The 23,569-nt window shown below is 57.6% G+C and carries 21 protein-coding genes and 1 riboswitch; of the genes, 3 read left to right on the top strand and 18 right to left on the bottom strand.

All coding sequences use genetic code 11. From position 1 onward, the window contains the following. Window positions 1-16: 16 nt before the first annotated feature. The 5 genes from mrdA to JQR90_RS03820 are packed head-to-tail and all read right to left on the bottom strand — an operon-like array spanning window position 17 to window position 4,676. Window positions 17-1,906: a penicillin-binding protein 2 gene (gene mrdA, locus JQR90_RS03840; protein ID WP_286788340.1), complete on the bottom strand. Its 1,890-nt coding sequence runs from the start codon at window positions 1,904-1,906 to the stop codon at window positions 17-19. 18 nt (window positions 1,907-1,924) lie between these two features. After that, a complete protein-coding gene (gene rlmH / locus JQR90_RS03835) occupies window positions 1,925-2,392 on the bottom strand; it encodes a 23S rRNA (pseudouridine(1915)-N(3))-methyltransferase RlmH (protein ID WP_010797094.1) in 468 nt (155 codons plus the stop codon). 8 nt (window positions 2,393-2,400) lie between these two features. Then, window positions 2,401-2,751, bottom strand: coding sequence for a ribosome silencing factor (gene rsfS, locus JQR90_RS03830; RefSeq protein WP_010797093.1), 351 nt, complete (start codon window positions 2,749-2,751; stop codon window positions 2,401-2,403). A 21-nt stretch (window positions 2,752-2,772) separates the two neighbouring features. Then, window positions 2,773-3,417, bottom strand: coding sequence for a nicotinate-nucleotide adenylyltransferase (gene nadD, locus JQR90_RS03825; RefSeq protein WP_010797092.1), 645 nt, complete (start codon window positions 3,415-3,417; stop codon window positions 2,773-2,775). Further along, window positions 3,417-4,676 (bottom strand): glutamate-5-semialdehyde dehydrogenase, encoded by a 1,260-nt coding sequence (locus JQR90_RS03820; protein WP_434140496.1) that lies wholly within the window; start codon window positions 4,674-4,676, stop codon window positions 3,417-3,419. Before JQR90_RS03820 ends, nadD begins: the two co-directional genes overlap by 1 nt. Before the next feature lie 241 nt (window positions 4,677-4,917). Between JQR90_RS03820 and JQR90_RS03815 the strand changes: the two genes are divergently transcribed. Continuing rightward, window positions 4,918-6,240 (top strand): bifunctional DedA family/phosphatase PAP2 family protein, encoded by a 1,323-nt coding sequence (locus JQR90_RS03815; protein WP_010797090.1) that lies wholly within the window; start codon window positions 4,918-4,920, stop codon window positions 6,238-6,240. 9 nt (window positions 6,241-6,249) lie between these two features. On the opposite strand, the gene JQR90_RS03810 is transcribed toward JQR90_RS03815, so the two are convergent. The 10 genes from JQR90_RS03810 to JQR90_RS03765 form a co-directional block, all read right to left on the bottom strand. Further along, window positions 6,250-6,828 carry an LON peptidase substrate-binding domain-containing protein gene (locus JQR90_RS03810; RefSeq protein ID WP_010797089.1) on the bottom strand — a complete coding sequence of 193 codons (579 nt, stop codon included), beginning with the start codon at window positions 6,826-6,828 and terminating at the stop codon, window positions 6,250-6,252. A gap of 84 nt (window positions 6,829-6,912) precedes the next feature. After that, the gene (locus tag JQR90_RS03805) at window positions 6,913-7,620 is read right to left on the bottom strand and encodes a PqiC family protein (RefSeq protein ID WP_010797088.1); all 708 of its coding nucleotides are present in this window, start codon (window positions 7,618-7,620) and stop codon (window positions 6,913-6,915) included. Between the two features lie 104 nt (window positions 7,621-7,724). Beyond that, window positions 7,725-9,977, bottom strand: a complete 2,253-nt coding sequence (gene parC, locus JQR90_RS03800) for a DNA topoisomerase IV subunit A (protein WP_074823041.1) — start codon at window positions 9,975-9,977, stop codon at window positions 7,725-7,727. Between the two features lie 5 nt (window positions 9,978-9,982). Next, window positions 9,983-10,510, bottom strand: a complete 528-nt coding sequence (locus tag JQR90_RS03795; protein WP_037030000.1) for a retropepsin-like aspartic protease family protein — start codon at window positions 10,508-10,510, stop codon at window positions 9,983-9,985. Continuing rightward, window positions 10,507-11,496 carry an esterase-like activity of phytase family protein gene (locus tag JQR90_RS03790; protein WP_074823045.1) on the bottom strand — a complete coding sequence of 330 codons (990 nt, stop codon included), beginning with the start codon at window positions 11,494-11,496 and terminating at the stop codon, window positions 10,507-10,509. The genes JQR90_RS03795 and JQR90_RS03790 overlap by 4 nt, the downstream gene beginning before the upstream one ends. Beyond that, a complete protein-coding gene (gene parE, locus JQR90_RS03785; protein ID WP_010797084.1) occupies window positions 11,493-13,391 on the bottom strand; it encodes a DNA topoisomerase IV subunit B in 1,899 nt (632 codons plus the stop codon). The genes JQR90_RS03790 and parE overlap by 4 nt, the downstream gene beginning before the upstream one ends. Window positions 13,392-13,396: 5 nt before the next feature. Beyond that, on the bottom strand, window positions 13,397-14,005 hold the full coding sequence (locus JQR90_RS03780) for a YqiA/YcfP family alpha/beta fold hydrolase (protein WP_074823047.1): 609 nt from the start codon (window positions 14,003-14,005) through the stop codon (window positions 13,397-13,399). Between the two features lie 68 nt (window positions 14,006-14,073). Beyond that, window positions 14,074-14,889 (bottom strand): 3',5'-cyclic-AMP phosphodiesterase, encoded by an 816-nt coding sequence (gene cpdA, locus JQR90_RS03775; protein WP_125887227.1) that lies wholly within the window; start codon window positions 14,887-14,889, stop codon window positions 14,074-14,076. A 280-nt stretch (window positions 14,890-15,169) separates the two neighbouring features. Continuing rightward, entirely contained in the window at window positions 15,170-15,625 is a 456-nt protein-coding gene (locus JQR90_RS03770) for a DUF1249 domain-containing protein (RefSeq protein WP_010797081.1), read from the bottom strand. Further along, the gene (locus JQR90_RS03765) at window positions 15,616-16,236 is read right to left on the bottom strand and encodes an NUDIX domain-containing protein (protein ID WP_010797080.1); all 621 of its coding nucleotides are present in this window, start codon (window positions 16,234-16,236) and stop codon (window positions 15,616-15,618) included. The genes JQR90_RS03770 and JQR90_RS03765 overlap by 10 nt, the downstream gene beginning before the upstream one ends. 195 nt (window positions 16,237-16,431) lie before the next feature. Here JQR90_RS03765 and JQR90_RS03760 point away from each other — a divergent pair, with 195 nt between their 5' ends. Continuing rightward, window positions 16,432-17,181 (top strand): RsiV family protein, encoded by a 750-nt coding sequence (locus JQR90_RS03760; protein ID WP_122043436.1) that lies wholly within the window; start codon window positions 16,432-16,434, stop codon window positions 17,179-17,181. Window positions 17,182-17,222: 41 nt separating this feature from the next. On the opposite strand, the gene cytX is transcribed toward JQR90_RS03760, so the two are convergent. Both cytX and thiC read right to left on the bottom strand, forming a co-directional pair. After that, the gene (gene cytX, locus JQR90_RS03755; protein ID WP_219650947.1) at window positions 17,223-18,497 is read right to left on the bottom strand and encodes a putative hydroxymethylpyrimidine transporter CytX; all 1,275 of its coding nucleotides are present in this window, start codon (window positions 18,495-18,497) and stop codon (window positions 17,223-17,225) included. A gap of 113 nt (window positions 18,498-18,610) precedes the next feature. After that, the gene (gene thiC, locus JQR90_RS03750) at window positions 18,611-20,488 is read right to left on the bottom strand and encodes a phosphomethylpyrimidine synthase ThiC (protein WP_434140491.1); all 1,878 of its coding nucleotides are present in this window, start codon (window positions 20,486-20,488) and stop codon (window positions 18,611-18,613) included. Window positions 20,489-20,570: 82 nt separating this feature from the next. After that, a riboswitch (TPP riboswitch) is annotated at window positions 20,571-20,698 on the bottom strand. A 117-nt stretch (window positions 20,699-20,815) separates the two neighbouring features. On the opposite strand from thiC, the gene JQR90_RS03745 reads away from it, so the two are divergent. Beyond that, window positions 20,816-22,276, top strand: coding sequence for a TolC family outer membrane protein (locus tag JQR90_RS03745; protein WP_434140489.1), 1,461 nt, complete (start codon window positions 20,816-20,818; stop codon window positions 22,274-22,276). Here JQR90_RS03745 and waaA read toward each other — a convergent pair. Further along, complete coding sequence (waaA, locus tag JQR90_RS03740; protein WP_434140486.1) at window positions 22,265-23,542, bottom strand: lipid IV(A) 3-deoxy-D-manno-octulosonic acid transferase; 1,278 nt, start codon at window positions 23,540-23,542, stop codon at window positions 22,265-22,267. The genes JQR90_RS03745 and waaA overlap by 12 nt on opposite strands. Window positions 23,543-23,569: the final 27 nt, after the last annotated feature.

Below are 23,569 nucleotides of genomic sequence, written 5' to 3'. Positions count from 1 at the left end.
CGGTCGAAGTTAGTGTTCATGGCTTGGTTGACTCCGCAACAACCGGTTTGGCGTATTCAGCCTTAAGCTTACCGTTTTCATCCAGCAGCCAGGCATCAGCCACTTCCTTAAGTACGGGAGCAGCAATCCCGCTGCCGGATTCGCCGTTTTCAACCATAACGGAGATGGCTATCTGCGGGTTGTCAGCTGGTGCAAACCCTACGAACAGCGCATGGTCACGGTGGCGTTCCTTGAGCGCGGCGGAGTTGTAACGCTCGTTCTGGCGAATCGCGACCACCTGTGCAGTACCGCTCTTGCCTGCGATTCTGTAAGCGGCAGTAGCGCCCATCTTGTGCGCCGTACCACGTGCGGCATGAACTACCGCCTCCATGCCCTGAGTGACGCGCTCCCAGTTCGCAGGGTCCTTGAGCAGGATATCCGGCATCGGGTTTGGATCAACGGGCTTTTGATTCTCAATGGTCTTGGCCAAATGCGGGCGAATCCACTTACCGTGGGTAGCAATGAGGCTGGTGACCTGAGCCAATTGCAAAGGCGTTGTCTGCATATAGCCCTGGCCAATTCCCAGGATCAGCGTCTCACCGGGGAACCACACCTGACGGCGCGTGACACGTTTCCACTCCCGAGAGGGCATCAGGCCCGAGGCCTCCTCGAACATATCCAGCGAGACCCGCTGCCCAACGCCAAAACGGCTCAGGTAATCATGCAGCCGATCAATGCCGATCTTGTGGGCAAGATCATAGAAATAGGTGTCATTGGAACGCATGATGGCGGTTTCGAGATCCACCCATCCATCACCACTGTGGTTCCAGTTGCGATATTTGTGATCGTAATTGGGCAGCTGGTAATAGCCCGGGTCAAATACCCGGGTACTGGGTGTCACCACACCGGCATCCAACCCAGACAGTGCTACAGCAGGCTTGATGGTGGAGCCTGGCGGGTATAAACCGCGCAAGACGCGGTTATACAGTGGCCGGTCAATAGAGTCACGAAGCTCTGCATAGTCCTTGAAACTGATGCCGGCCACGAACAGATTGGGGTCATAGCTGGGCTGACTGACCATGGCCAGCACTTCCCCAGTACGTGGCTGGATAGCGACTATGGCTCCACGTCGTCCTCCCAGAGCCTTCTCCGCAGCGGCCTGCAGGTTGGCATCCAGCGTCAGAACGATATCCTTTCCAGGCTTTGGATCGGTACGATTCAGAACACGCAGCACGCGCCCCCGCGCATTGGTTTCGACTTCTTCATACCCTACTTGTCCATGAAGCTCGCTTTCATAGAACCGTTCGATGCCGGTCTTGCCGATATGGTGGGTACCGCTGTAGTTGACCGGGTCCAGCTTTTTCAGCTCTTGCTCGTTGATACGGCCGACATATCCAACCGAATGCGCAAAGTGCTCACCCAGAGGATAATGCCGTACCAATTGGGCAGCGACATCGACGCCCGGCAATCTGAACTGGTTGACTGCAATACGGGCAATCTGGTCTTCAGTCAGCTCAAACAGGATGGGAACCGGCTCGAAAGGCCGCCGCCCCTGCTTCATTCGCTTTTCGAAAAGCTCCTTGTCCTCGGGTTGCAGCCCCAGCACCTCAACAACCGTGTCGAGGGTCTTCTTCCAGTCACCTGCCCGCTCACGTGTCACGGTCAGGCTAAAGCTGGGTCTGTTATCCGCCAGAATGACCCCGTTTCGGTCATAGATCAGCCCCCGCGTCGGCGGAATCGGCTGAACATGCACGCGGTTGTTTTCAGAAAGCGTAGAGTGATAGTCGTACTGCATAACCTGCAGGTAGTACATACGCGCTACCAGCAGGCACGACAAAAACGCAATCACGGCCATGCCGATGAACACGCGCGAACGGACCTGGCGAGCGTCTTTTTCGTGGTCCTTGAGACGAATCGGTTGCGGCATCGACGAGTGGAAACGAGATTACTTGTGGTAAGGGTGCCCAGCCAAAAGCGTCCAGGCTCGATAAATCTGCTCGCCGACCAGAATACGTACAAGCGGGTGAGGCAAGGTCAAGGGTGACAATGACCAACGCTGCTCACTGCGCGCCATGACCTCCGGCGCGAGCCCTTCCGGGCCACCGACCATGAGATTGACGTTACGGGCATCAAGTCGCCAGCGGGAAAGTGTTTCGGCCAGTTGCTCCGTGCTCCACGGTCGACCGCCCACCTCCAACGTTACTATACGCTCTCCAGGCTGAACCTTTGCCAACATGGCTTCACCTTCCTGACGGATAAGTCTGGCCACATCAGCATTCTTGCCTCGGGTATTAAGTGGAATTTCCACCAGTTCCAGAGGCAGTTCAGGCGGGAGACGCTTGACGTACTCTTGCCAGCCTTCTTCGACCCAACGCGGCATGCGCGAGCCGACAGCAATCAATCGCACACGCACGGTATCACTTACTCGCCATGGGCTGCGCGACTTTGCTCTGCACCGCGCCAGAGGCGCTCCAGATCATAGAATTCACGGGTAGCCGGCAACATGACGTGCACCACAACGTCACCCAGATCCAGCAGTGCCCATTCACCTGCTTCCAACCCTTCACTACCCAAGGGCTGGACGCCGTTCTTCTTGACCTTTTCCACAACGTTATCCGCCAGTGATTTCACATGACGGCTCGAGGTGCCGCTGGCAATAACCATGACATCTGTGACGCTGGTCTTGTCGCGCACATCCAGCACGGTAATGTCTTGGGCTTTCATGTCTTCCAGCGCGTCAACCGCGAGCTGAACGAGTTGTTCACTTTGCATAACTACGTATAAACCTCATATTCAAGTCGTAGCACGGTACAGGCCATGCGTTTCGATATAGTTCATTACCGCGTCCGGCACGAGGAAACGTACCGACTTTCCTGCAGCAAGCAGGCCCCGTATTTGAGTGGCAGATACCGCCAGGGGCGTCTGCCAGATGTAGGTGATCTGCCCCGCTGGCCCGGAAAGCGCCTGGGGATCAGACTGCGTACGCGCAGCGATCAGATCACAGAGTGCCTGGGGTGGCTCGCTGTCCGCATCGGGACGCTGCAGGACCAGAATGTGGCAATGATCCAGGAGTTCAGTCCATCGATGCCATCCTGGCAATCCACAGAAGGCGTCCCAGCCCAACATCAGTAAAAGCTGTACATGTGGCCCCATATCCCGGCGCAGCGCTTCAAGCGTTTCGATCGTATAGGAGGGGCGTTCACGTCGAAACTCAATATCATCCACACGCAAATACTCGACACCTTCAACGGCCAACCTGACCATTTCTAACCGCTGCTGAGCCGAAACCTGCGGAGCGTTACGATGAGGTGGACGCGCCCCGGGAATCAGCCGCAACTCATCAAGCCCGAGCTGTTCGGCCACTTCCAGCGCACTGCGCAAATGGCCGATGTGAATCGGATCGAAAGTGCCGCCGAACAATCCGATACGTGTGACCATCAAGAACGAACTTGCCCGTCACCAAGGACGATATACTTTTCGCTGGTAAGACCTTCCAGCCCTACCGGTCCGCGGGCATGCAGCTTGTCGGTCGAAATTCCGATTTCTGCGCCGAGTCCATATTCAAACCCGTCGGCAAAGCATGTGGGCGCATTGACCATCACGGAACTTGAATCCACTTCCGCCAGGAACTGCCGCGAACGACCCAAGTGCTCCGTTACAATGGCATCGGTGTGATGCGAGCCATAATGGTTAATATGTGTAATAGCCTCTTCGATGTCGGCCACTACCTTGATTGACAGCACAGGAGCCAGATATTCAGTACTCCAGTCCGCATCATGAGCAGGGACGGCATTGATGATATCACGCGTGCGCTCACATCCCCTGAGTTCCACGCCCTTTTCCCGCAACGAGGCAGCCATGTTCGGCAAAAAGGCATTGGCAACTGCGGCTTGCACCAGAAGAGTTTCCATCGCCCCGCAGATACCATAGCGATAGCACTTGGCATTGAGTGCAATGCGATGCGCCTTTTCCAGATCGGCATGCTCGTCCACATAAACATGGCAGATACCATCCAGGTGCTTGATCACAGGAACCCGAGCATCCTGACTGATTCGCTCGATCAGCCCTTTACCGCCCCGGGGAACGATCACATCTACATATTCGGGCATGGTGATCAGGGCACCAACCGCAGCACGATCCGTTGTTTCGACAACCTGAACCGCTGCTGCCGGCAGTCCTGCCGAAGCAAGCCCTTCCTGGATGCACAGCGCAATGGCCCGATTGGAGTGAATGGCTTCGGAGCCACCTCGCAGAATTGTGGCATTACCGGACTTCAGACACAGGCTGGCCGCATCGATGGTCACATTGGGACGTGACTCGTAAATGATGCCAATGACACCCAACGGGACACGCATCTTACCGATCTGGATACCTGAAGGGCGATAGCTCATATCACGGATAGCACCCACAAGATCCGGCAAGGCGGCGACCTGACGTAATCCAGCGATCATGCCATCGATACGCGCTGGGGTCAGCGCCAGACGATCCAGCAGTGCTGAGTCGAGTCCTGCTACGCGACCTGCAGCCAGATCTCTCTCATTGGCCTCAACCAGTAACGGTCGCGCACGATCCAGCGCATCTGCAACAGATAGAAGCGCATTGTTCTTCTGTGCAGTCGAAGCTCTGGCCAAAAGGCGCGAAGCTTCACGGGCCGCACGGCCCAAGCGGGTCATATAGTCGTGCACGGACTCGGTCATGGCAAAAATGAGTTTGGCTGAAAATTAAACAATTATACCGGGGTAAACCCAAGACGGACAGTCATGACATGCAGCCGTCATAGATTGAAAAGCTTTAACGCTTCAGCCCTGGACCCGAAACGGAAGCGCCTGGGTATTATCGAGACGGCGAACCGGTTCCTATTCCACATAACGCCTACTGAACCGCTCATCGCCAGATTAGTCGAAAACGCGTTATAGCAAAGGACCTACCCTCTCTCTCATGACAGCCTTTCTTGCCGACCTGAATGCCTGGTTAAGTGCGCATCCCCATTGGTTGGGAGCTGCCGTATTCATCACGGCCTTTCTCGAGTGCCTCGCACTGGCAGGCCTACTGGTGCCTGGCACCTTTGCCCTGTTTGGCATCAGCGTACTGGCAGGCAGCGGTGTGTTGGGTCTTAGCGAGACTCTTATCCTGGGCTACCTGGGTGGTCTGCTGGGGGATGCCGCCTCGTATTATCTGGGCAGACGATTCCATCAGAATATCCGGAGCCTTCCCGGGCTGCGCACCCATCCAGAATGGATTTCGTCAGCGGAGACCTTTTTCCAGCGCAACGGCATTACCAGCTTGTTGATAGGCCGCTTCATTGGGCCGCTGAGGCCCATGCTGCCCATGATTGCCGGAATGCTGGACATGCCTGTCATCCGCTTTACGGTCGTCAGCCTCATCGCCGCGGCAGGCTGGTCGGTTGTATACCTGCTCCCGGGCTGGATGACCGGTGCGGCCTTTCGCCTTCCTCTGCCGCCTGACTTCTGGCCCCAAGCCGGAATCATAGCCGGCAGTGCAGCCGTTTTGCTTGTATTCATCATGCATGCCACCTTGCGCGAGCGCAGCGGCTCGACCCTCATGATTGCTGTGCTGACCTTTGTGCTTCTGCTTGCCTTGTTACTGGGCTGGCAGCATTTGCGTTCGCTGGATGAAGGCATCATGACCCTCGTTCAGGAGCACCGGCAGCCCTACCTGAACAGTGTTGCGGTCATCATTACCCGCCTGGGCGACTTCCGAACCCAATTGGTTGCGGCAATCATTCTGATCGCGCTGCTGGGAGCGATGCGCCAGTGGCGCGGTATGTTCTTTTCCCTGGGCTCATTGCTGGGAACTGCGGTAGCCAACGGCACACTGAAAAACCTGCTGGCGCGAGCGCGTCCAGACATCCTGGCCGAACCACTGACAACCTATAGTTTGCCTAGCGGACATAGCTCGGCATCGTTTGCCTTCTTCCTGACCCTGGGTATTCTTGTCTCGCGCGGCCAATCCCCGCGAGTGAGACTGACATGGCTAGCCGTAGCCGCCCTGCCCGCTCTCACGATTGCCACAACGCGTGTCTACCTAGGCGTGCATTGGCCCACCGATGTCCTGGCAGGAGCACTGTTGGCGGGCAGTTTCTGCGCCCTGAGTCTGGCTGTCATGCAACGGCAGGCAAGGCTTCAGCCGCTGACGCTTCGCTTCTGGTGGATATTCATTCCAATCATACTCGCGGTCTTCACCTTTGCAGCCGCCTGGGCCTTGCCGGTTGCCATAGAACGCTATATGCCTGCTACGTAATAGCCCACCTCACTCCTGCAGGCTGGACAGCAGTTCATGAAGGCGATCCAGGCGCTCACCTGGATCGTCGAGCGAAAGCAGCTCGTTTTTCTGATCAGGCGTAAAAGGCAGCAGGTATCCTAGCTGGTAACCCAATTCGCGCTGCCCACTGGCCGTCCCATCCAGGTCCAGCGCAGCCACCATAGGATGCTCGGCCAATGCCTGCAACAGGGCCGCCAAGTCATCATGCTGATCGCTCAAAGGGCGCTCGGCCGGCTCGTCCAACCATTCAACCATACCTATAGTCAGCTGATCATCCTGAACTTCGGTATCCAACAGTCGAAACCGCCGTACACCCTCGACCCTGACGCCCAGCAACCCATTGGACTGCTGCTGCCAGTCCCTGACTACCGCTTCACAACCGAAGCCTCCTAGACGGGTTGGTGCAGCACCCACTTCCTCTCCTTCAAGGATAGTCACCACACCAAAACCGATGTTCTGCTTGAGACAGCGACTGATCATGTCGAGGTAGCGAGGCTCGAACAGCTGCAGATCCAAGGGGCAGCCTGGAAAAAGTGTGGTCGACAGGGGAAACAAGGGAAGCTTCATAAGGCATCTCGATCTATCGTCAGGATTGCCTATTGACGCCTTTAAGTCCGCCACGTGCAATGGCGGACCCGAAAAACGTCACATTTAGAAGCGATAAACTTCCGCACCCGTACGAATGGGAATGATCTTGGGAAGCTTTGCAGGTGCCTCAACTTCTTGAGCCACTTGTGTCCTGGACTGCCTGGAAGATGACTTGGCGGCCTTCCTGGAAGCCTGCTCAGCCGCAGTGACCGCACCGGATAGCTGCTTGGCCAGCTGCTGCAACAGAAGGCTCTGGGCTCTGACCTGATCTGCTTCTGTTCCGTTGTGATTCTCCTCAAGGTGAACCATCCGACTGCCCCTGAGCTTTTCATTACTATCCAGCAGATGCCAGCGTGCATCGAGCACAGCAGACTGCTTCGGGCCGGAGTCCAGGCGAGAAATCTCCAGTTCAACCATGATCTCAGGTTTGTACCCTTCGGGGGCATCTCCTATCACGATCCTGTTACTGTTGAGACGCCACGCCATCTGACGGAGCAGTACATGCTGCATATCATCAGTGAGAGAGCCTGCCCAGCGCGCCTTGCTGTCCGATAAGGAACCATCGGGGTGCCGCTGCAGCAGGGTGTCGTGCTGCAGATAATTGGCAATGTTCAGGCTGCGAATTTGCACGGCGGTGCCGGCCCTGGTTTTGGGGACCGAAGCCGTCCCGCTGTCCAGCTGATAATAATGAGCCGGATATAGGCTAGCGCAGCCGCCCAGACCCAAGGTCATGGTAGCTGCAAGCAATGCCATCAAACACGTTCGCTTCATTGAGTACCTACTGTCGAGCCACGTCCTGGCTGAAACCGATTACGTCGGACGAAAACAGACGGCGAATCATCCTAGAATTTTACGCCGTCTTCCAGCCAATCCGATCAAATCTCGACATCCAAGGCATCAACACGCTGGAAACCGCGTGGCAGTTTGTTGCCGCGACGCCCGCGCTCACCTCTGTAATGCTCAAGGTCATCGCCCTTGAGGGACAGGGTCCGCTTGCCTGCCTGCAACACCAGCTGACCACCTGGCGGTACGATGGCAAAGCCCACCATGTACTCCTCACGACTGGCGACCTTATCACCGGGAATCCCAATGATCTTGTTGCCTTTACCCTTGGCCAGCTGAGGCAGATCAGACACATTGAAGACCAGCAGACGCCCTTCAGTCGTAACTGCTGCAAGCAGATCCTGCTCAGCATTGCGAACCACCTTAGGCACCATGACCTGCGCCCCCGCCGGCAAGTTAATCAAGGCCTTGCCCGCCTTGTTCTTGGCCTGCAGATCTTCGCCTTTGACAACGAACCCATATCCTGCATCGGATGCCATGACATACAGCTGCCCGTCATCCGGCAGAAGTACCGTTTCGAACGTAGCGCCCGGCGGCGGCGTAAGACGCCCCGTCAAGGGCTCACCTTGTCCCCGCGCAGAAGGCAGCGAATGTGCAGCCAGTGAATAGCTTCGCCCTGTGGAGTCGATAAAGACGGCAAACTGATTGGATCGCCCTGGCGCCGCGGCCTTGAATCCATCTCCCGCCTTGTAGGAAAGGCCGGTGGCATCGATGTCGTGCCCTTTGGCGCTGCGAACCCATCCCTTTTCAGACAGGACAACCGTTACCGGCTCAGTAGGCATAAGTTCGGTTTCAGACAACGCGCGCGCTTCCGCACGCTCGACAATCGGCGAACGCCGCTCATCGCCATACGCCTCGGCATCCTGGATCAGCTCATCGCGCACCAGCTTGCGTAGCTTCTTGTCGCTGCCTAATAGCCCTTGAAGTCGCTTCTGCTCTTTGAGGAGTTCGTCCTGCTCGCTCTTGATCTTCATTTCCTCCAGGCGCGCCAGCTGACGCAGCCGGGTATCGAGGATGTAGTCAGCCTGGGTCTCGCTCAACCCGAAACGAGCCATCAGCACAGCCTTGGGCTGCTCCTCGGTACGGATGATATGAATCACTTCGTCCAGATTGAGGAAGGCGATCATCAAACCTTCGAGCAGATGCAAGCGGCGCTCGACCTTGTCCAGACGGAACTGCAGGCGACGGCGTACAGTGCCGATACGGTACGTCAACCACTCACCCAATACCTGCCGAAGGTTCTTGACCTGCGGCTTGCCATCCAACCCGATCACGTTGAGGTTTACGCGATAGCTGGACTCCAGATCGGTTGTGGCAAACAGATGCTGCATCAGCTCGTCGAGGTCGACCCGATTGGAGCGTGGCACCACAACAATACGGGTCGGGTTTTCATGGTCGGATTCGTCACGCAGGTCAGCGACCATCGGCAACTTTTTGGCTTGCATCTGGGCAGCGATCTGCTCCAGCACCTTGGCGCCCGACACCTGATGCGGCAGCGCTGTGATGACAACCTCGCCATCTTCCTTGCGGTATACGGCACGCATGCGTACGGAGCCGCGACCTGTCTCGTAAAGCTTCAGAAGATCCGCACGTGGGGTGACGATCTCTGCCTCGGTCGGAAAATCCGGACCTGGTACATGCTCGGTCAACTGATTAACCGTTGACTGCGGCTCATCCAGCAGACGGATACACGCGGCGGCGACTTCCCGAAGGTTATGGGGAGGAATATCGGTAGCCATCCCTACGGCGATACCGGTCGTGCCGTTGAGCAACAGATTGGGCAGCCGAGCAGGCAATACCGCGGGCTCATCCATGGTGCCGTCGAAATTGGGCACCCAATCCACAGTACCCTGCCCCAGCTCAGTCAGCAGGACTTCGGAATAGCGGGACAGCCGCGCCTCGGTATAACGCATGGCGGCAAACGACTTGGGATCGTCAGGGGCGCCCCAGTTGCCTTGGCCATCAACCAGTGGATACCGGTAGGAGAATGGCTGCGCCATGAGCACCATGGCCTCGTAGCAGGCACTGTCGCCATGCGGATGGTACTTACCCAGCACATCACCTACGGTACGGGCTGACTTTTTGTGCTTGGCATCGGCGCTCAGGCCAAGCTCGCTCATCGCATAAATGATGCGCCGCTGCACAGGCTTCAAACCGTCGCCGATATGAGGAAGGGCTCGGTCCATGATGACGTACATGGAATAATTCAGGTACGCCTGCTCGGTAAAATCGGCCAGCGAACGGCGTTCTACACCGTCCATACTCAGATCGAGAGAGTCGCTCATGCGGTTTACTCTTGTTTCGTATACTGGCGCAGCAGCAAGGTGCCGCCGCGCTGGGTGAATTCAAGTTGGCGCAGGGCGCTCATACCAAGCAGCACCTGATCACCATCGATATTGGGCGCAACCAGCGCACGTACGTCGTGCAGCACGATATCGCCCAATCGAAGCTCATTGATACGGGTACGCCAGCCTTCGGCCCGACCATTGGCTGTGCTCAACAGAACAGGGCCGCCATGGGGCAGTTTCAGCGTGGCCGCCAGCTCAGCTGACAGGGCAACATCAGTTGCGCCCGTATCGACTACAAAGGTGACGTCCTTGCCATTCAGCGATCCGTTGGCCAGAAAGTGTCCTGCACCATTACCGGCCAGACTAACCTCGATATAGCCATCGCCGTGCTGGGAAACAGGCACCTGATTAGGGTTCTGCCGCTGCAGCTCAAGGCCGCCAAACCAGTGCGCCAAGAGCCATAGCCCTGCCCCCCACGCAAGAAAGAGCATGACGCGTCCGGCACGCTGGCCTGCCGTCTGATGACTCACGGTGCGTCCCAGCCCGCGGCGGGTGCAGCGTAATGCAGAACGTAAGGCCGCTTGTCACCATCCTCGCGCGCCAGATCACCGGTATCCAGGCCAATCCAGGCGCCTCGCTCGTCTATCCATAGCGCCTCGGCCAATCCCCAGTTCTGCCGGTAATGCCGAACAGGGGCCAGCAGTGTTTTAGCGAATGACCAACAGCGTTCGGCAATACCCGACTCAGCGCTACGACGACAGAGTTGATGAGCCGCACGCTCCAGGGTAAAGAGCTTTCCGTGGTAATAGACCATGTCGGAAAAGTCGACAGGTAACGGGCCGCGCTTACCCAACGCAGGCGGAATCGGTGTGGTCCCCCCCTCGGCAAACATGACGCAGCTACCATGGCAGACCCACTTATCGCCCTGCTTGAACAGCGTCAGGATTCCGCGGCGCTGCCGCTCTGCTGCCAGCCAGATCTGCTGGCCATCCGGGCTTACAGAGACACCTTCATAAATGGAATTGAAGTGTGTAAGAAGACCATGACGGTTTGCCTGTGACATCAGGTTCCAAGGCAGCTTCAGCCAGGACTGACCACCCTGCACAGGATCGAGCAATACTGCCGCGTATCCTTCGCTGACCAGATAACGGTTACCCGCCTCATCACAGGTGATGCCCTCAAGATCGACCGTCCCGCCTCGCTTGTACTCCGCTAGGCGGACAAACAGGCGAAGGTTCCAAGGCAGCCCTGCTGAAGGCGGAGGGCCCGCCGAAATCGGATGAGCTTCGGCCTTCCAGATCTCGCCGCTCGAGTCCAGACGATAATATTGGTCATCGTCGCGATCCGATACCGTCCAGAATTCACCCTTGCACAGTGCCAGACCGGACAGATTGCCGCCTCGCATCCCTTCCACAGGATATTCTGCTTCCAGGCGCAGCTCTTCCGCTGCCCTGGCCTGCTGCAAACCGAGACCTAGCAGTATTAATAGAGCCCACAGGCGCCAATGCTTACTCAAACAAGCACCTCAGCCAGGTTCCCCTTGCTCTCCAGCCAGCTTTTGCGATCCCCAGAGCGTTTTTTTGCCAACAGCATATCCATGATTTCGAGCGTCCCAGGGGTGTCCTCGAGGGTAAGCTGCACCAGCCGTCGCGTATTGGGATCCATCGTGGTCTCACGCAACTGAAGCGGGTTCATCTCACCCAGTCCCTTGAATCTGGTCACCTGTGGCTTGCCACGCTTCTTCTCGGCCGCAAGGCGATCAAGGATACCGTCTCGCTCGGCCTCATCCAGCGCATAGTAGACCTCCTTACCCAGGTCAATCCGATACAGGGGAGGCATGGCGACATAGACATGCCCGGCCTCCACCAACGGTCGGAAGTGGCGCACAAACAGTGCACACAGCAGCGTGGCGATATGCAGACCGTCAGAGTCGGCATCCGCCAGGATGCAGATTTTACCGTACCGTAGCTGGGAAAGGTCCGCAGCACCGGGGTCCACGCCAATCGCAACCGCGATGTCATGAACCTCCTGGCTACCCAGAACCTCACCACCGTCGACTTCCCAGGTGTTCAGGATCTTGCCGCGCAACGGCATGATCGCCTGAAACTCCTTATTGCGAGCCTGCTTGGCGCTACCGCCTGCTGAGTCCCCTTCAACCAGGAACAGCTCACAGCGCAGCGGCTCCTGCCCTACGCAGTCCGCGAGCTTACCGGGCAGTGCGGGGCCTTGAGTGATCTTCTTACGCTCAACCTTCTTGCCAGCCTTCAGACGACGCCCGGCATTATTAATGGCCAGCTCAGCGACTTGCAGACCCAGCTCCGGATTGGCATTGAGCCAAAGGCTGAAGGCATCCTTAACGACGCCCGAGACGAACGCCGAAGCCTCACGCGAGGAGAGACGCTCCTTGGTCTGACCAGAGAACTGAGGCTCCTGCATCTTCATCGACAGGACGAAGGCGATGCGCTCCCAGATATCCTCGGGCGCAAGCTTGAGACCACGCGGCAAAAGATTGCGAAACTCGCAGAACTCACGAATGGCGTCGAGCAGCCCCTGACGCAGACCATTGACGTGCGTTCCGCCCTGGGCTGTAGGAATCAGGTTGACGTAGCTTTCCTGAACCGACTCGCCGCCTTCGGGCAGCCACAAAAGCGCCCAATCGACGGCTTCCTTGTCTGACGCCAGGCTGCCGAAGAACGGAGCCTCCGGCAGGCGTAAGGCGTCACCTACCGCATCAACCAGATAGGAGCGCAGGCCATCTTCATAATGCCACTCGATGCGCTCACCGCTGGCCTTGTCCTCGAAACTGACCGCAAGGCCAGGGCAGAGCACGGCCTTTGCCTTGAGAATATGCTTCAACCGGCTGACAGAAAACTTTGGCGAGTCAAAGTATTTGGGGTCAGGCCAGAAATGAACGCTGGTGCCGGTGTTGCGCTTGCCGACACTGCCCACTACGGCCAGCTCACTCGCCTTGAAGCCATCGGCAAATGCCATGGCATACTCGCTGCCATCACGCTTGACCTTGATCTCGACACGGGTGGACAGCGCATTCACTACAGAAATACCCACCCCGTGCAAGCCACCGGAGAACTGGTAGTTCTTGTTGGAAAACTTACCGCCGGCGTGCAGCTTGGTCAGAATCAATTCGACGCCTGAAACGCCTTCTTCCGGATGGATGTCGACCGGCATACCACGGCCGTCATCGAGCACTTCCAGGGAGTTATCCTCATGAAGGATGACCTGCACACTACGGGCATGACCGGCCAGCGCCTCGTCGACACTGTTGTCGATCACTTCCTGCGCCAGGTGATTGGGACGAGTCGTGTCGGTGTACATGCCCGGGCGCTTGCGCACCGGATCCAGTCCGGACAGGACCTCGATAGCTTCTGCGGTATAGGCGTTTTGCTGGGCCATAATCTCTATTTGAAAGTCGAAAAATCGATGCCATGCCACAAGACAGGCGAGAAACCGGCAAAGGACAATAGCGAAGGCAGCTTTTCAGCGAAGTTCTGGAAACCATGGTCTCCACCCGCTTCGATGCGCAATGCACATCCTTGATAAAGCGCCTGGGCGTCGCGATAGTCGAGCGTCTCGTCAGCCGTCTGCAGCCACACCTGGTAGCGGGAAGGATCCTGAGGCGCGCCCACATCGAGCGCCGCCAGCGCGTCAACGTGAGCGTCCGTCAATACCCACTCCTCACCGCTGTAATAGTTTTTCTGCGGCCCCCGATAAGCATCGATCAAACGCCAGGGGCGCACTGCCGGATTAACCAGTAGGGCCTTCAGGCCATAACGCTCGGCAAGAACGGTGGCATAGTAGCCGCCTAATGAACTGCCGACCAGTAAAGGCTGGTCCAAAGCAGCCAGAGATGTCTCAAGCTGAGACATGGCAATGACAGGGTCATAATGAAGATCAGGCACGCGAACGCACCCCTGCAGGCCGAGCCGCTGCATGCAGGCATGGAGCTGGCGGGCTTTGAGGGAAGCCGACGAGCTATTGAAGCCGTGGATATACAGTACAGAAGGCACTGGTTAATCCTGTATAAATAACCAGTGCTATATTAACCTTTTTTTGCCTCCTCTTGAAGGCCTATCGGCTAATAACCACTGCCCTGGAAATCCACATTGAAATCCACACCTTCTACCCGCGAGATGCCGGTTTCAATCGTACCGTCCGGTAATAGCCTGAGCCAGCGGTAGCCCGGGGCTTGCATGCCCACTTTGAAATCAATGCTGTTCGGCTCAAACTGCAGCCCTGTTGACGGTGATGCCAACAGGCGTACGCCGTTACGTATCTGATCGAATTCCTGATGGATATGGCCCCAGAGAATGACGCGCACCTGCGAATACCGATCCAGCACTTCAAAAAGCGCCTCAGGATTGAGAACCCCTAACGGCTCCATCCACTGGCAGCCCACCTGAACAGGGTGGTGATGGAAAGACACCAGCACGTGTCGATCCGGTGCTTCGCTCAGTGCCTTTTCGAGCAGCTCGAGCTGCTCCTGGTCGAACCGCCCGGGCACGGCACCATTAATAGTCGAATCCAGCATGATCAGCCGCCACTGCCCCATATCGAGCACGGGGTCCATGAGGTCTGTTCCGGCACAGAAGGTTTGCATTACCTTGACCTTGTCATGGTTGCCCGGCAACCAGCGGGCAGGCGCATCAAGGCAAGCCGTAAGCTCCTTGAAGGACTGGTAGGCCTCGGGCGTACTTTCCTGTGCCAGGTCTCCGCTGGCCAGTATCAGGTCTATCGTCGGCTGCTCGGCTCGTACGCGCTCTACAACCTGTTCCAGGCTATAGCGGGTATCCAACCCCAACAGGCGCCCCTCGGGAGAGGAAAACAGGTGACTATCGGTAAGCTGGACCACAAGCGGTGCAGCGAGGAAATCTGGCGACGTAGCCAAAGCCATCTCCTTGAATCGCGGCGTCTACAACAAATCAAAGTGTAGAGAGTGCATGTAAGCGCACCTAACAGATGGTGCACAGTTCACACTTGTAACCGATGAACTGTATGCCGACCCCTGTTTGACAAGGTATTACATCACGCAGCGACAAAAGGTCGTTTTACGGCAGCAGGCGACGGTAGCAGCATCAAATTAAATGCTAGCACAAAGCCATTATTTGCGTATCGATCCGTGGCTGGGAGTTTCTATGGCGGCGAGACACGCGCGCCGGAGGACAAAGCAGTAATCAGCGTTGCAGGACAGGTTCGGACTCGTGTCCGCATGCCATGCAGTGGCTCAACCATTCGCCTAGAAACAAATTCAGCTGCGTCTTTTCGTCAGGATGGTTCATCAGCTCGTTCGGATACGGATAGATTGCCTGTAACCGGCGGGTCGGCCCCGCGCTGATGACCTCTGCCATGCGTGCATCATGGTAAACACGCACTTCAAGCCTGGGCACAGGCAACCAGGGAAGCCCAAGCTCCTGGCTGACCTGCAGTGTTGTTGTATATGGACACGCCTCGGTCACTTCCAAGGCCAGTATGCCCAACAGCTTTTCTCCCTGCGAAAGCGCCACACGACGGGAAATCAGTGCCTCGCGCATCTTGGGAAGAAGCTGCATCAGTCGCAGATAGTTGGACTCGCACGTGGCCTGCAGCCCCGGCAAGTCAACTCGGTAGCGATCCCGCCCTTTCAAACCCATAAACCACGTACCTCGGCGCGATTGAGCGCCAGCCATTGCAAGGCAATCATTGCCGCTGCGTTATTGATTTTTCCATTCTTGACGGCGTCCAGCGCATCCTCGAAAGGCATGACGTGAACACGAATATCTTCCCCTTCTTCAGGCAAGCCGTGCACACCGCCAGCCTCGTCGCTGTCCACACGGGCCAGGAAGAGATGCACCAGCTCGTCACTGCCACCTGGAGAGGGGAAGTAAGTGGAGATGGGCCATAGCGATTGCAAGGCCAGACCAGCCTCTTCTTGCGCTTCGCGATGAGCGACCTCTTCGGGCACCTCATGGCTCTTGTCGATCAGCCCGGCTATCGGCTCAAGCAGCCACGGATTATCACTTTTATCGATGGCCCCAACCCTGAACTGCTCTACCAGCACTACCTTATCCCGCTTGGGATCGTAGGGCAGTACGCAGACCGCATCGTGCCGAACAAAAAGCTCCCGATCCAACCGGCGACCCATTTCGCCGGAAAACAACCGATGCCGTAAATATAGACGGTCTACGCGATAAAACCCTTTGAAACACTCTTCGCGGCGCTCAATTTCGAAGTCGCCTGGGGCTGACTTTACGTTTTCGCTCATCTAAGCCTCTCCGGACTTCAGTCGTGACAATCGCGCCATCCTAGCGTGACCGCTTGAAGGATGCAGCCCCTTGGCAGTACCGCCCGGAAGACAGGAAGATATGCGGATGACTGAACGGTTTGATGCCGAACTCATTGCACCGGATGCACTCGAAGCACATCCTGAGCACAGCCCCTCTACCTACCAAGGAGCCCCATGCGACTGTCCAAACTACTCGTTATCGCCAGCACGGCCGTTTTATTGAGTGCCTGCCAAAGCTTTTTCAAGCCTGACCTGAACGAACCGCTCAAGCCCAAGCGTGTGGCGTGGGAGCACCGTCCGGCGGGCTGCGCCAATGCTGACTGCCCCTTCGTCAATGTCGATACGCTGAAGTTCGACGATGAACACCTTAATGCGATCATCGAGCAAGCCTTGCTTGAGGAAACCCGACCGGAACCGGGAGCCCCGGTAGCACAGTCGCTGGACGCTTACGAGCAGGACTTCCTGCGCAATGCGCAGCCGCGCTGGAGCAGTTACCTGCAGGCCAACATACGCGAGCAGCATGACGGGCTGGTGATTGTCGAGCTGTCATCCTATCTGGACACAGGCGGTGCCCACGGCCAGCCGGGCCGCAGCATCATCAATTATGATCGTCAGCAAAAGAAAGTCCTGACGCTTCAGGACATCCTGGTGCCAGGACAGGAACAGGCTTTCTGGGATGTAGCCAAAACCGCCCACCAGGCATGGCTGATAGCCAACGGACTCAAGGACGACGGTGCCTTCGAGAAAGAATGGCCCTTCGTCAAGACATCCAACATTGCACTGGATTTCGGTGCCGTCACGCTGAAGTATGATGTCACCAGCATTGCGCCCTACTCCATGGGCCATCCGCTTATCAAGATTCCCTATCCCAAGCTGAACGGCATCGTGCGCCCTGAATACTTTCCAGGCCGCCGCGCGCTGTAAGCCTGCTAGCCTGGCGATGCGAATCGCCAGGCTACCGACTCCTACCGTGCAATCAGTCTCCCCAGCACCAACTGAAGTAGACCCGCCAGGATCAGCGCCGGCAGGGTTGCCCCCAGTACGGGCCAGAAAGCAGCAAGCAGATGATAGATCGCTACACCGCAGCCCCAGGCGATGAGGGTATCCCAGCGCAGCGTCGTCATGGCTACATGATCGGCGTGCTGGGTACGAAGGATAAAATGGTCGACCAGTACCACGCCAAAAAGTGGGGCGAATACCGACCCGATGAGCAGTAGAAAGTGCTCGTATTCAGCCAGGGCAACCTGCCACGCGATGAGTGTACACAGCACGCCGAAAGCCAGTGACAGATGCTCGACCTTGAGCCGAACCAAAATGCCGGAAGACACGGCAGCTGAATGAATAGCCGCAAATGTATTTTCCGACTCATCCAGCAGGATCAGCAGCAGGGGTATGCCTACGCCTGCGCCCGCCAGGGCCAGTAACAGAGCATTGGTCTGGCTTGCATCAGCGAAAGCCAGGGTATAGGCCACACCCAGTCCCATCAGCCAGAAGTTGCCCAGGCAGTAACCAATGGCCGTGCCGCCAAACACGCCAGCCTGCCCGCGGCCAAACCGAGCATAGTCGGCAATCAGTGGTAACCAGGACAGCGGCATGGCAATAGCGATATCGAATCCGGCTGCAAAATTCAGCGATCCATCACCAGGACGCGCCCACAGCGCAGCCAGATCTGCCTTGGAGAAAAAATTCCAGGTCAGCCAAATGCAGGCGGCCAGGAGCAGCCAAATACCCCAGCGGCGCAGAATGCGGCGAACGAAGGTAAGCGGACCGGCGACCGCCAGAATCGTGACCAGTACGCCGAATGTCAGCGTCCAGAAGACCGGATTGGCCAGCCAGCCACCCGCCCCCAGGTAACGGTCCGTTAGGAGAAGGGCTGCATCTCTCATAACCACCAGCTCGAAGCTGCCCCATCCTACCAGCTGCAGGATGTTTAGTACGGCAGGAACTACCGCACCGTAACGCCCAAGGCTCAGCTTGAGCGCCGACATGGCTGAAAGGCCGGTGCGGCTCCCGATGGTCCCAACAACGGCCAGGAGCAGTGAGCCGGCAACCGAACCACATAGAATCGTAAGCCAGCCCTGGGCAAGGCCAAGTCCGGGAGCCAGAAGCGCCCCGGTCTGAACCACCATGAGCCCGACGCTGAGCGAAAACCACAGGGAAAAGAAATCACGCCCGCCTAATACACGGCGTGCGTCAGGCACCACGATGTCGGGTGAATAGGTGCTAGTCGTACTCACGATAAACGATATCTCGGGTAATCAACGGGGACAGGCGCGCTTTTGAGTCGCCCGGAACATAACAAGAAGCCGCGCCCAGGGACGCGGCTTGGCACTACACAACAACGACCCGCGCGTTAAACCTGCTTGTAAATCACACTGCCCTCTTCCTTGAACCGTGCTGCCTGCTCCTGAAACCCGGCTTCGATGGCTCTTTGTTCATCGGTCAATCCATTCTCCTTGGCGTAATCACGCACTTCCTGAGTGATCTTCATGGAACAGAACTTGGGCCCGCACATCGAGCAGAAGTGCGCCACCTTGGCAGAGTCCTTGGGCAGGGTCTCGTCGTGGAAAGCACGCGCTGTGTCCGGGTCCAGGCCCAGGTTGAACTGGTCTTCCCAGCGAAATTCGAAGCGTGCCTTGCTTAGTGCGTTATCTCGGATCTGGGCGCCAGGATGACCCTTGGCGAGGTCAGCGGCGTGGGCAGCGATCTTATAAGTGATGATGCCGGTTTTGACGTCGTCCTTGTTGGGCAAGCCCAGGTGTTCCTTGGGCGTGACATAGCACAACATGGCACAGCCGAACCAACCGATCATGGCGGCGCCGATACCAGAAGTAATGTGGTCATAGCCGGGGGCGATGTCGGTGGTCAGGGGGCCAAGTGTGTAGAACGGCGCCTCGTCGCAGCATTCGAGCTGCTTGTCCATGTTTTCCTTGATCAGCTGCATCGGCACATGGCCCGGACCTTCGATCATGCACTGGACGTCATGCTTCCAGGCCAGCTTGGTCAGCTCGCCCAACGTTTCCAGCTCACCAAACTGGGCGGCATCATTGGCATCCGCAATAGAGCCAGGCCGCAGGCCATCCCCCAGGGAGAAGCTGACGTCATAAGCCTTCATGATTTCGCAGATTTCTTCGAAATGCGTATACAGGAAGTTCTCCTGGTGATGCGCCAGACACCACTTGGCCATGATGGAACCGCCGCGCGAAACGATACCGGTCACGCGCTTGGCCGTCAGCGGCACGTAGCGCAACAGTACCCCCGCATGAATGGTGAAGTAGTCCACGCCCTGTTCGGCCTGCTCGATAAGCGTGTCGCGGAAGATCTCCCAAGTCAGGTCCTCGGCTACACCACCGACTTTTTCCAGCGCCTGATAGATCGGAACCGTCCCGATCGGGACCGGACTGTTACGCAGGATCCACTCACGCGTCTCGTGAATATGCTTACCGGTAGACAGGTCCATCACCGTATCAGCGCCCCAGCGGATGCCCCAGGTCAGTTTTTCCACCTCTTCCTCGATTGAGGACCCCAGCGCACTGTTACCGATGTTGCCGTTGATCTTCACCAGGAAGTTGCGGCCGATAATCATCGGCTCCAGTTCAATATGGTTGATGTTTGCAGGGATGATGGCGCGGCCACGGGCCACTTCGTCCCGGACGAACTCCGCGGTAATTTCTTTCGGGATGGCAGCACCAAAGCTTTGCCCGCCGTGTTGCTGCGTCAAAAGACCCGCCTCCCGAGCCACCTGAAGCTTCATGCTCTCGCGAAGGGCAATGTATTCCATTTCCGGCGTGATGATGCCTTTCCTGGCGTAATGCATCTGACTGACGTTGTGCCCTGCCTTGGCCCGTCGTGGAGTCCGAACATGGGCGAACCGCAGGGCGTCAAGGGCCGGATCATCCAGGCGAGCACGCCCGAACTCGGAGGAAAGCCCCGGTAGAATCTCGGTGTCACCACGCTCATCGATCCAGCGCGAGCGAACATCCGGCAGTCCCTTGCGTAGATCGATGCGTACGTCAGGGTCCGTATACGGGCCTGATGTGTCGTAGACAAATACCGGCGCATTCTTCTCGCCGCCGAACGCGGTTGGCGTGTCAGCCAGACGGATCTCACGAACCGGCACGCGGATATCCGGCCGGGAGCCGGTCAGGTAGACCTTTCGGGAATTGGGAAACGGCTGGGTGGACTGGCGATCGACCTGAGTGAAATCGGTGACATTGTTCTGCTTGTTCATCGAGGCTCTCCTGGTAGGCACGGTGCCGGGGAAGAACCTGATACACAGGAACAGGCGGATGCCTGCAAGGTGGTCTGTTCGAGCGAACAGACCTCTTGTTCCCTACGCGGGTTGGCACGTCGCACGCGACGAGTCTAGCCCGATCAGGTTCAACGGGATCCGGGACTACCCGATCTCAGCGCTTCGTATGACGCACCCCGACAAGAACGTCTGCAGTGTAAACACAGAATGCGTTACCCGCCAGGAAACTTCACAGCATATTTTCTCTCGTATGGCCGATACGGCTACACTCGCCCTACAACATGGAAAGCTATGCCAGGACCTCACATGCTGCGTATCGTTCTCTTTTCAACCCTGAGCTGTGCCTGCAGCCTGGTCATGGCTCAGTCAGTAGAGCCGGCTACCACACAGAACGGACTGGTCGCGGTTTACCAGGAAGCCCTCAGCAACAACTCCGATCTGGCAGCCGAGCGTGCCGGCCTTGCCGCGCAGCGGGAAGCCATTCCGCAAGCCCGTGCAGGCCTGCTACCACAGCTCAGCTTGGGCGCTCAAGTCAATGACACCCATATGAGTCTGGGGCTGAAACAGAACGACACATTAGGGATTGCAGAAGGTCGCTATAAGAGTGATCGCAGCAGTCAGATGATCCAGGCCAACCTCAGCCAGCCGCTGTTCCGGGCAGATCGTTGGTTTCAACTCCAGGCAGCCAAGGCCGGTACGGAACAGGCCGAGTACCAGTTTTCAGCTGCCCAGCAGAACCTGATCCTGCAAACGGCGGAGGGTTACTTCAGCGCCTTGCGTGCCCAAGATGCCCTGGCGACTGCCAGGGCTGAGGAGGCAGCCCTCTTCCGCCAGCTCGACCAGACCCGGGAGCGGTTCAAGGTGGGGCTAACGGACGAGACCGATGTACTCCAGGCCCAGGCCAGTTATGACACAGCCAAGGCCAACAGCTCTCTGGCTTCGCGTAATGTCCAGGATGCCTTTCAGGGGCTGGTCCGTCTGACCAACCGGGAGTACAACGCGCTCGAAGGTATTCGCCACGATCTGCCGATCCTGCCACCCATGCCCAACGATGCCAAGGCCTGGGTCGATCGCGCCGTGGCGCAGAACCTCCAGCTGCTGGCCTCCAACTCAGCCGTAGACACGGCGCAGGAAACCTTGCGCCAGCGCAAGGCCGGACACTTACCCACCGTAGATGCGGTGGCGCGCTACCAGCGCGGCGACAATGACGCTTTCAACCTGCCCAACCCGGGTGTCGATATTTTCGACAGCCCCGTCAGCCAGCGCAGCATAGGCGTGCAGATAAACGTACCTATTTATACCGGCGGACTGACCAGCTCCCAGGTACGCGAAGCCTATCAGCGGCTGGACCAGAGCGAGCAGCAGCGCGAGAGCATGCGCCGTGAAGTGGTGCAAAATACGCGCAATTATCATCGTGCCATCAACACCGATGTCGAACAGATCGCGGCACGCAAGCAGAACATTGCGTCCAGCCAGCGCGCTCTCGAAGCGACCCAGATCGCTTATCAAGTAGGCACACGCAGTATCGTTGATGTACTCGACATACAGCGCCAGCTCTATAACGCCGTTCGTGAATACAACAATGCTCGCTATGACTATATCCTGGATAACCTGCGCCTGAAGCAGTCAGCCGGCCTTCTGAGCCCGAACGACCTGCTTGAGCTGTCGCGCTATTTGAAACCTGACTACGATCCGGACCGTGACTTCCTGCCTCCGGATCTGGCCAAACCCATCAGTATGACGCAGCGCCCCTCGTTAAGACCCTGACGAATGCCTGATCAACCGATCCAGCCCATCCAGCAGGCGCTGCAAGGCGCCCTGGTTGGCTTTGAGTACAGCCAGTCCGCCCTGCCGCATCTGGCCGGCTACATGCTCATCCATCAGCAGCAGCTGGAGCGCCTCAGCAATATCCTCGGCGCTCCTTACATCACGCAAGGCCTGCGCATCGCGCAGTTGCGCCGCGATGTCCAGAAAGTTAAATACATGCGGTCCGGAAAGAACCGGCTTACCCAGGGCTGCCGGCTCCAGAAGATTATGCCCGCCCCGCTCGATCAGGCTACCTCCTACAAAAGCGACATCCGCTGCGGCATATAAGAAGAGCAACTCGCCCATCGTATCGCCTAGGTAAACGGCCGTGTCGTGAGCAACCGGCTCGTCCTTCGAGCGGCGCGCAGTGCTCAACTGGCTCTGCTGACAATGCTTGTAAACATCATCGAAACGCTCAGGATGACGCGGCACCAGTATCATCAGCGCGTCAGGCAAGTGCTGGCGTAACCGCGTATGGGCCGCCAGAAGAATCTCGTCCTCGCCGGCATGGGTACTGGCTGCAATCCAGACAGGGCGATGTCCCCAGGCCTCTCGCAACACCTCTGCACGACTAATCAGCGCCGGATCGATACTCAGGTCGAATTTGATGGATCCTGTCACAGTGACACACTCAGGCCGGGCCCCAAGCGAGGTAAACCGCCCGGCCTCCGCCGGTGTCTGGACCGCGATCCAGTCCATGGATGACAGCATGGGGCGCGTGACACCCTCCAGACGACCATATCCTTTTGCCGATCGTGCAGACAGGCGGGCATTGGCCAGTGCTACCGGAATCCCTCGACGGGAGCACTGATAGATATAGTTGGGCCAGAGCTCAGTCTCCATAATGACAGCTAGCGTCGGTCGTACATGATCCAGAAATCGTGCGACTGCACAGGGCACATCATAAGGTAGATAACAATGCTGGACCTGGTCACCAAACAGCGCCCGAATTCGCTCTGAACCGGTAGGCGTCATACAAGTTACCGTGACGGGCAAATCGGGGTGCCGTTCGATCAGAGCCCGTACCATTGGCGCAGCGGCAATACTTTCTCCCACTGAAACCGCATGTATCCAAAGACCACCAGGCCGCATGGGCGGAAGGCCAAGGGAAAACCGCTCCCCCATGCGCTGACGATAGAGCGGCGCCTTACGCGAGCGGAGCACTAAGCGCACGGCAATGAAAGGAAGAGCAATATAGAAAAGCAGGCTATAGAGAATTCTGTTCATGGCGGCGGAGCTTAGCCCGCTTTGCAT

The organism is Pseudomonas sp. JZ114, assembly GCF_051027705.1.
GTDB classification, from domain to species: Bacteria; Pseudomonadota; Gammaproteobacteria; order Pseudomonadales; family Pseudomonadaceae; genus Chryseomonas; species Chryseomonas luteola.
The sequence above is the reverse complement of the archived record's forward strand: the minus strand, read 5'-3'. Positions and strand labels throughout refer to the sequence as shown.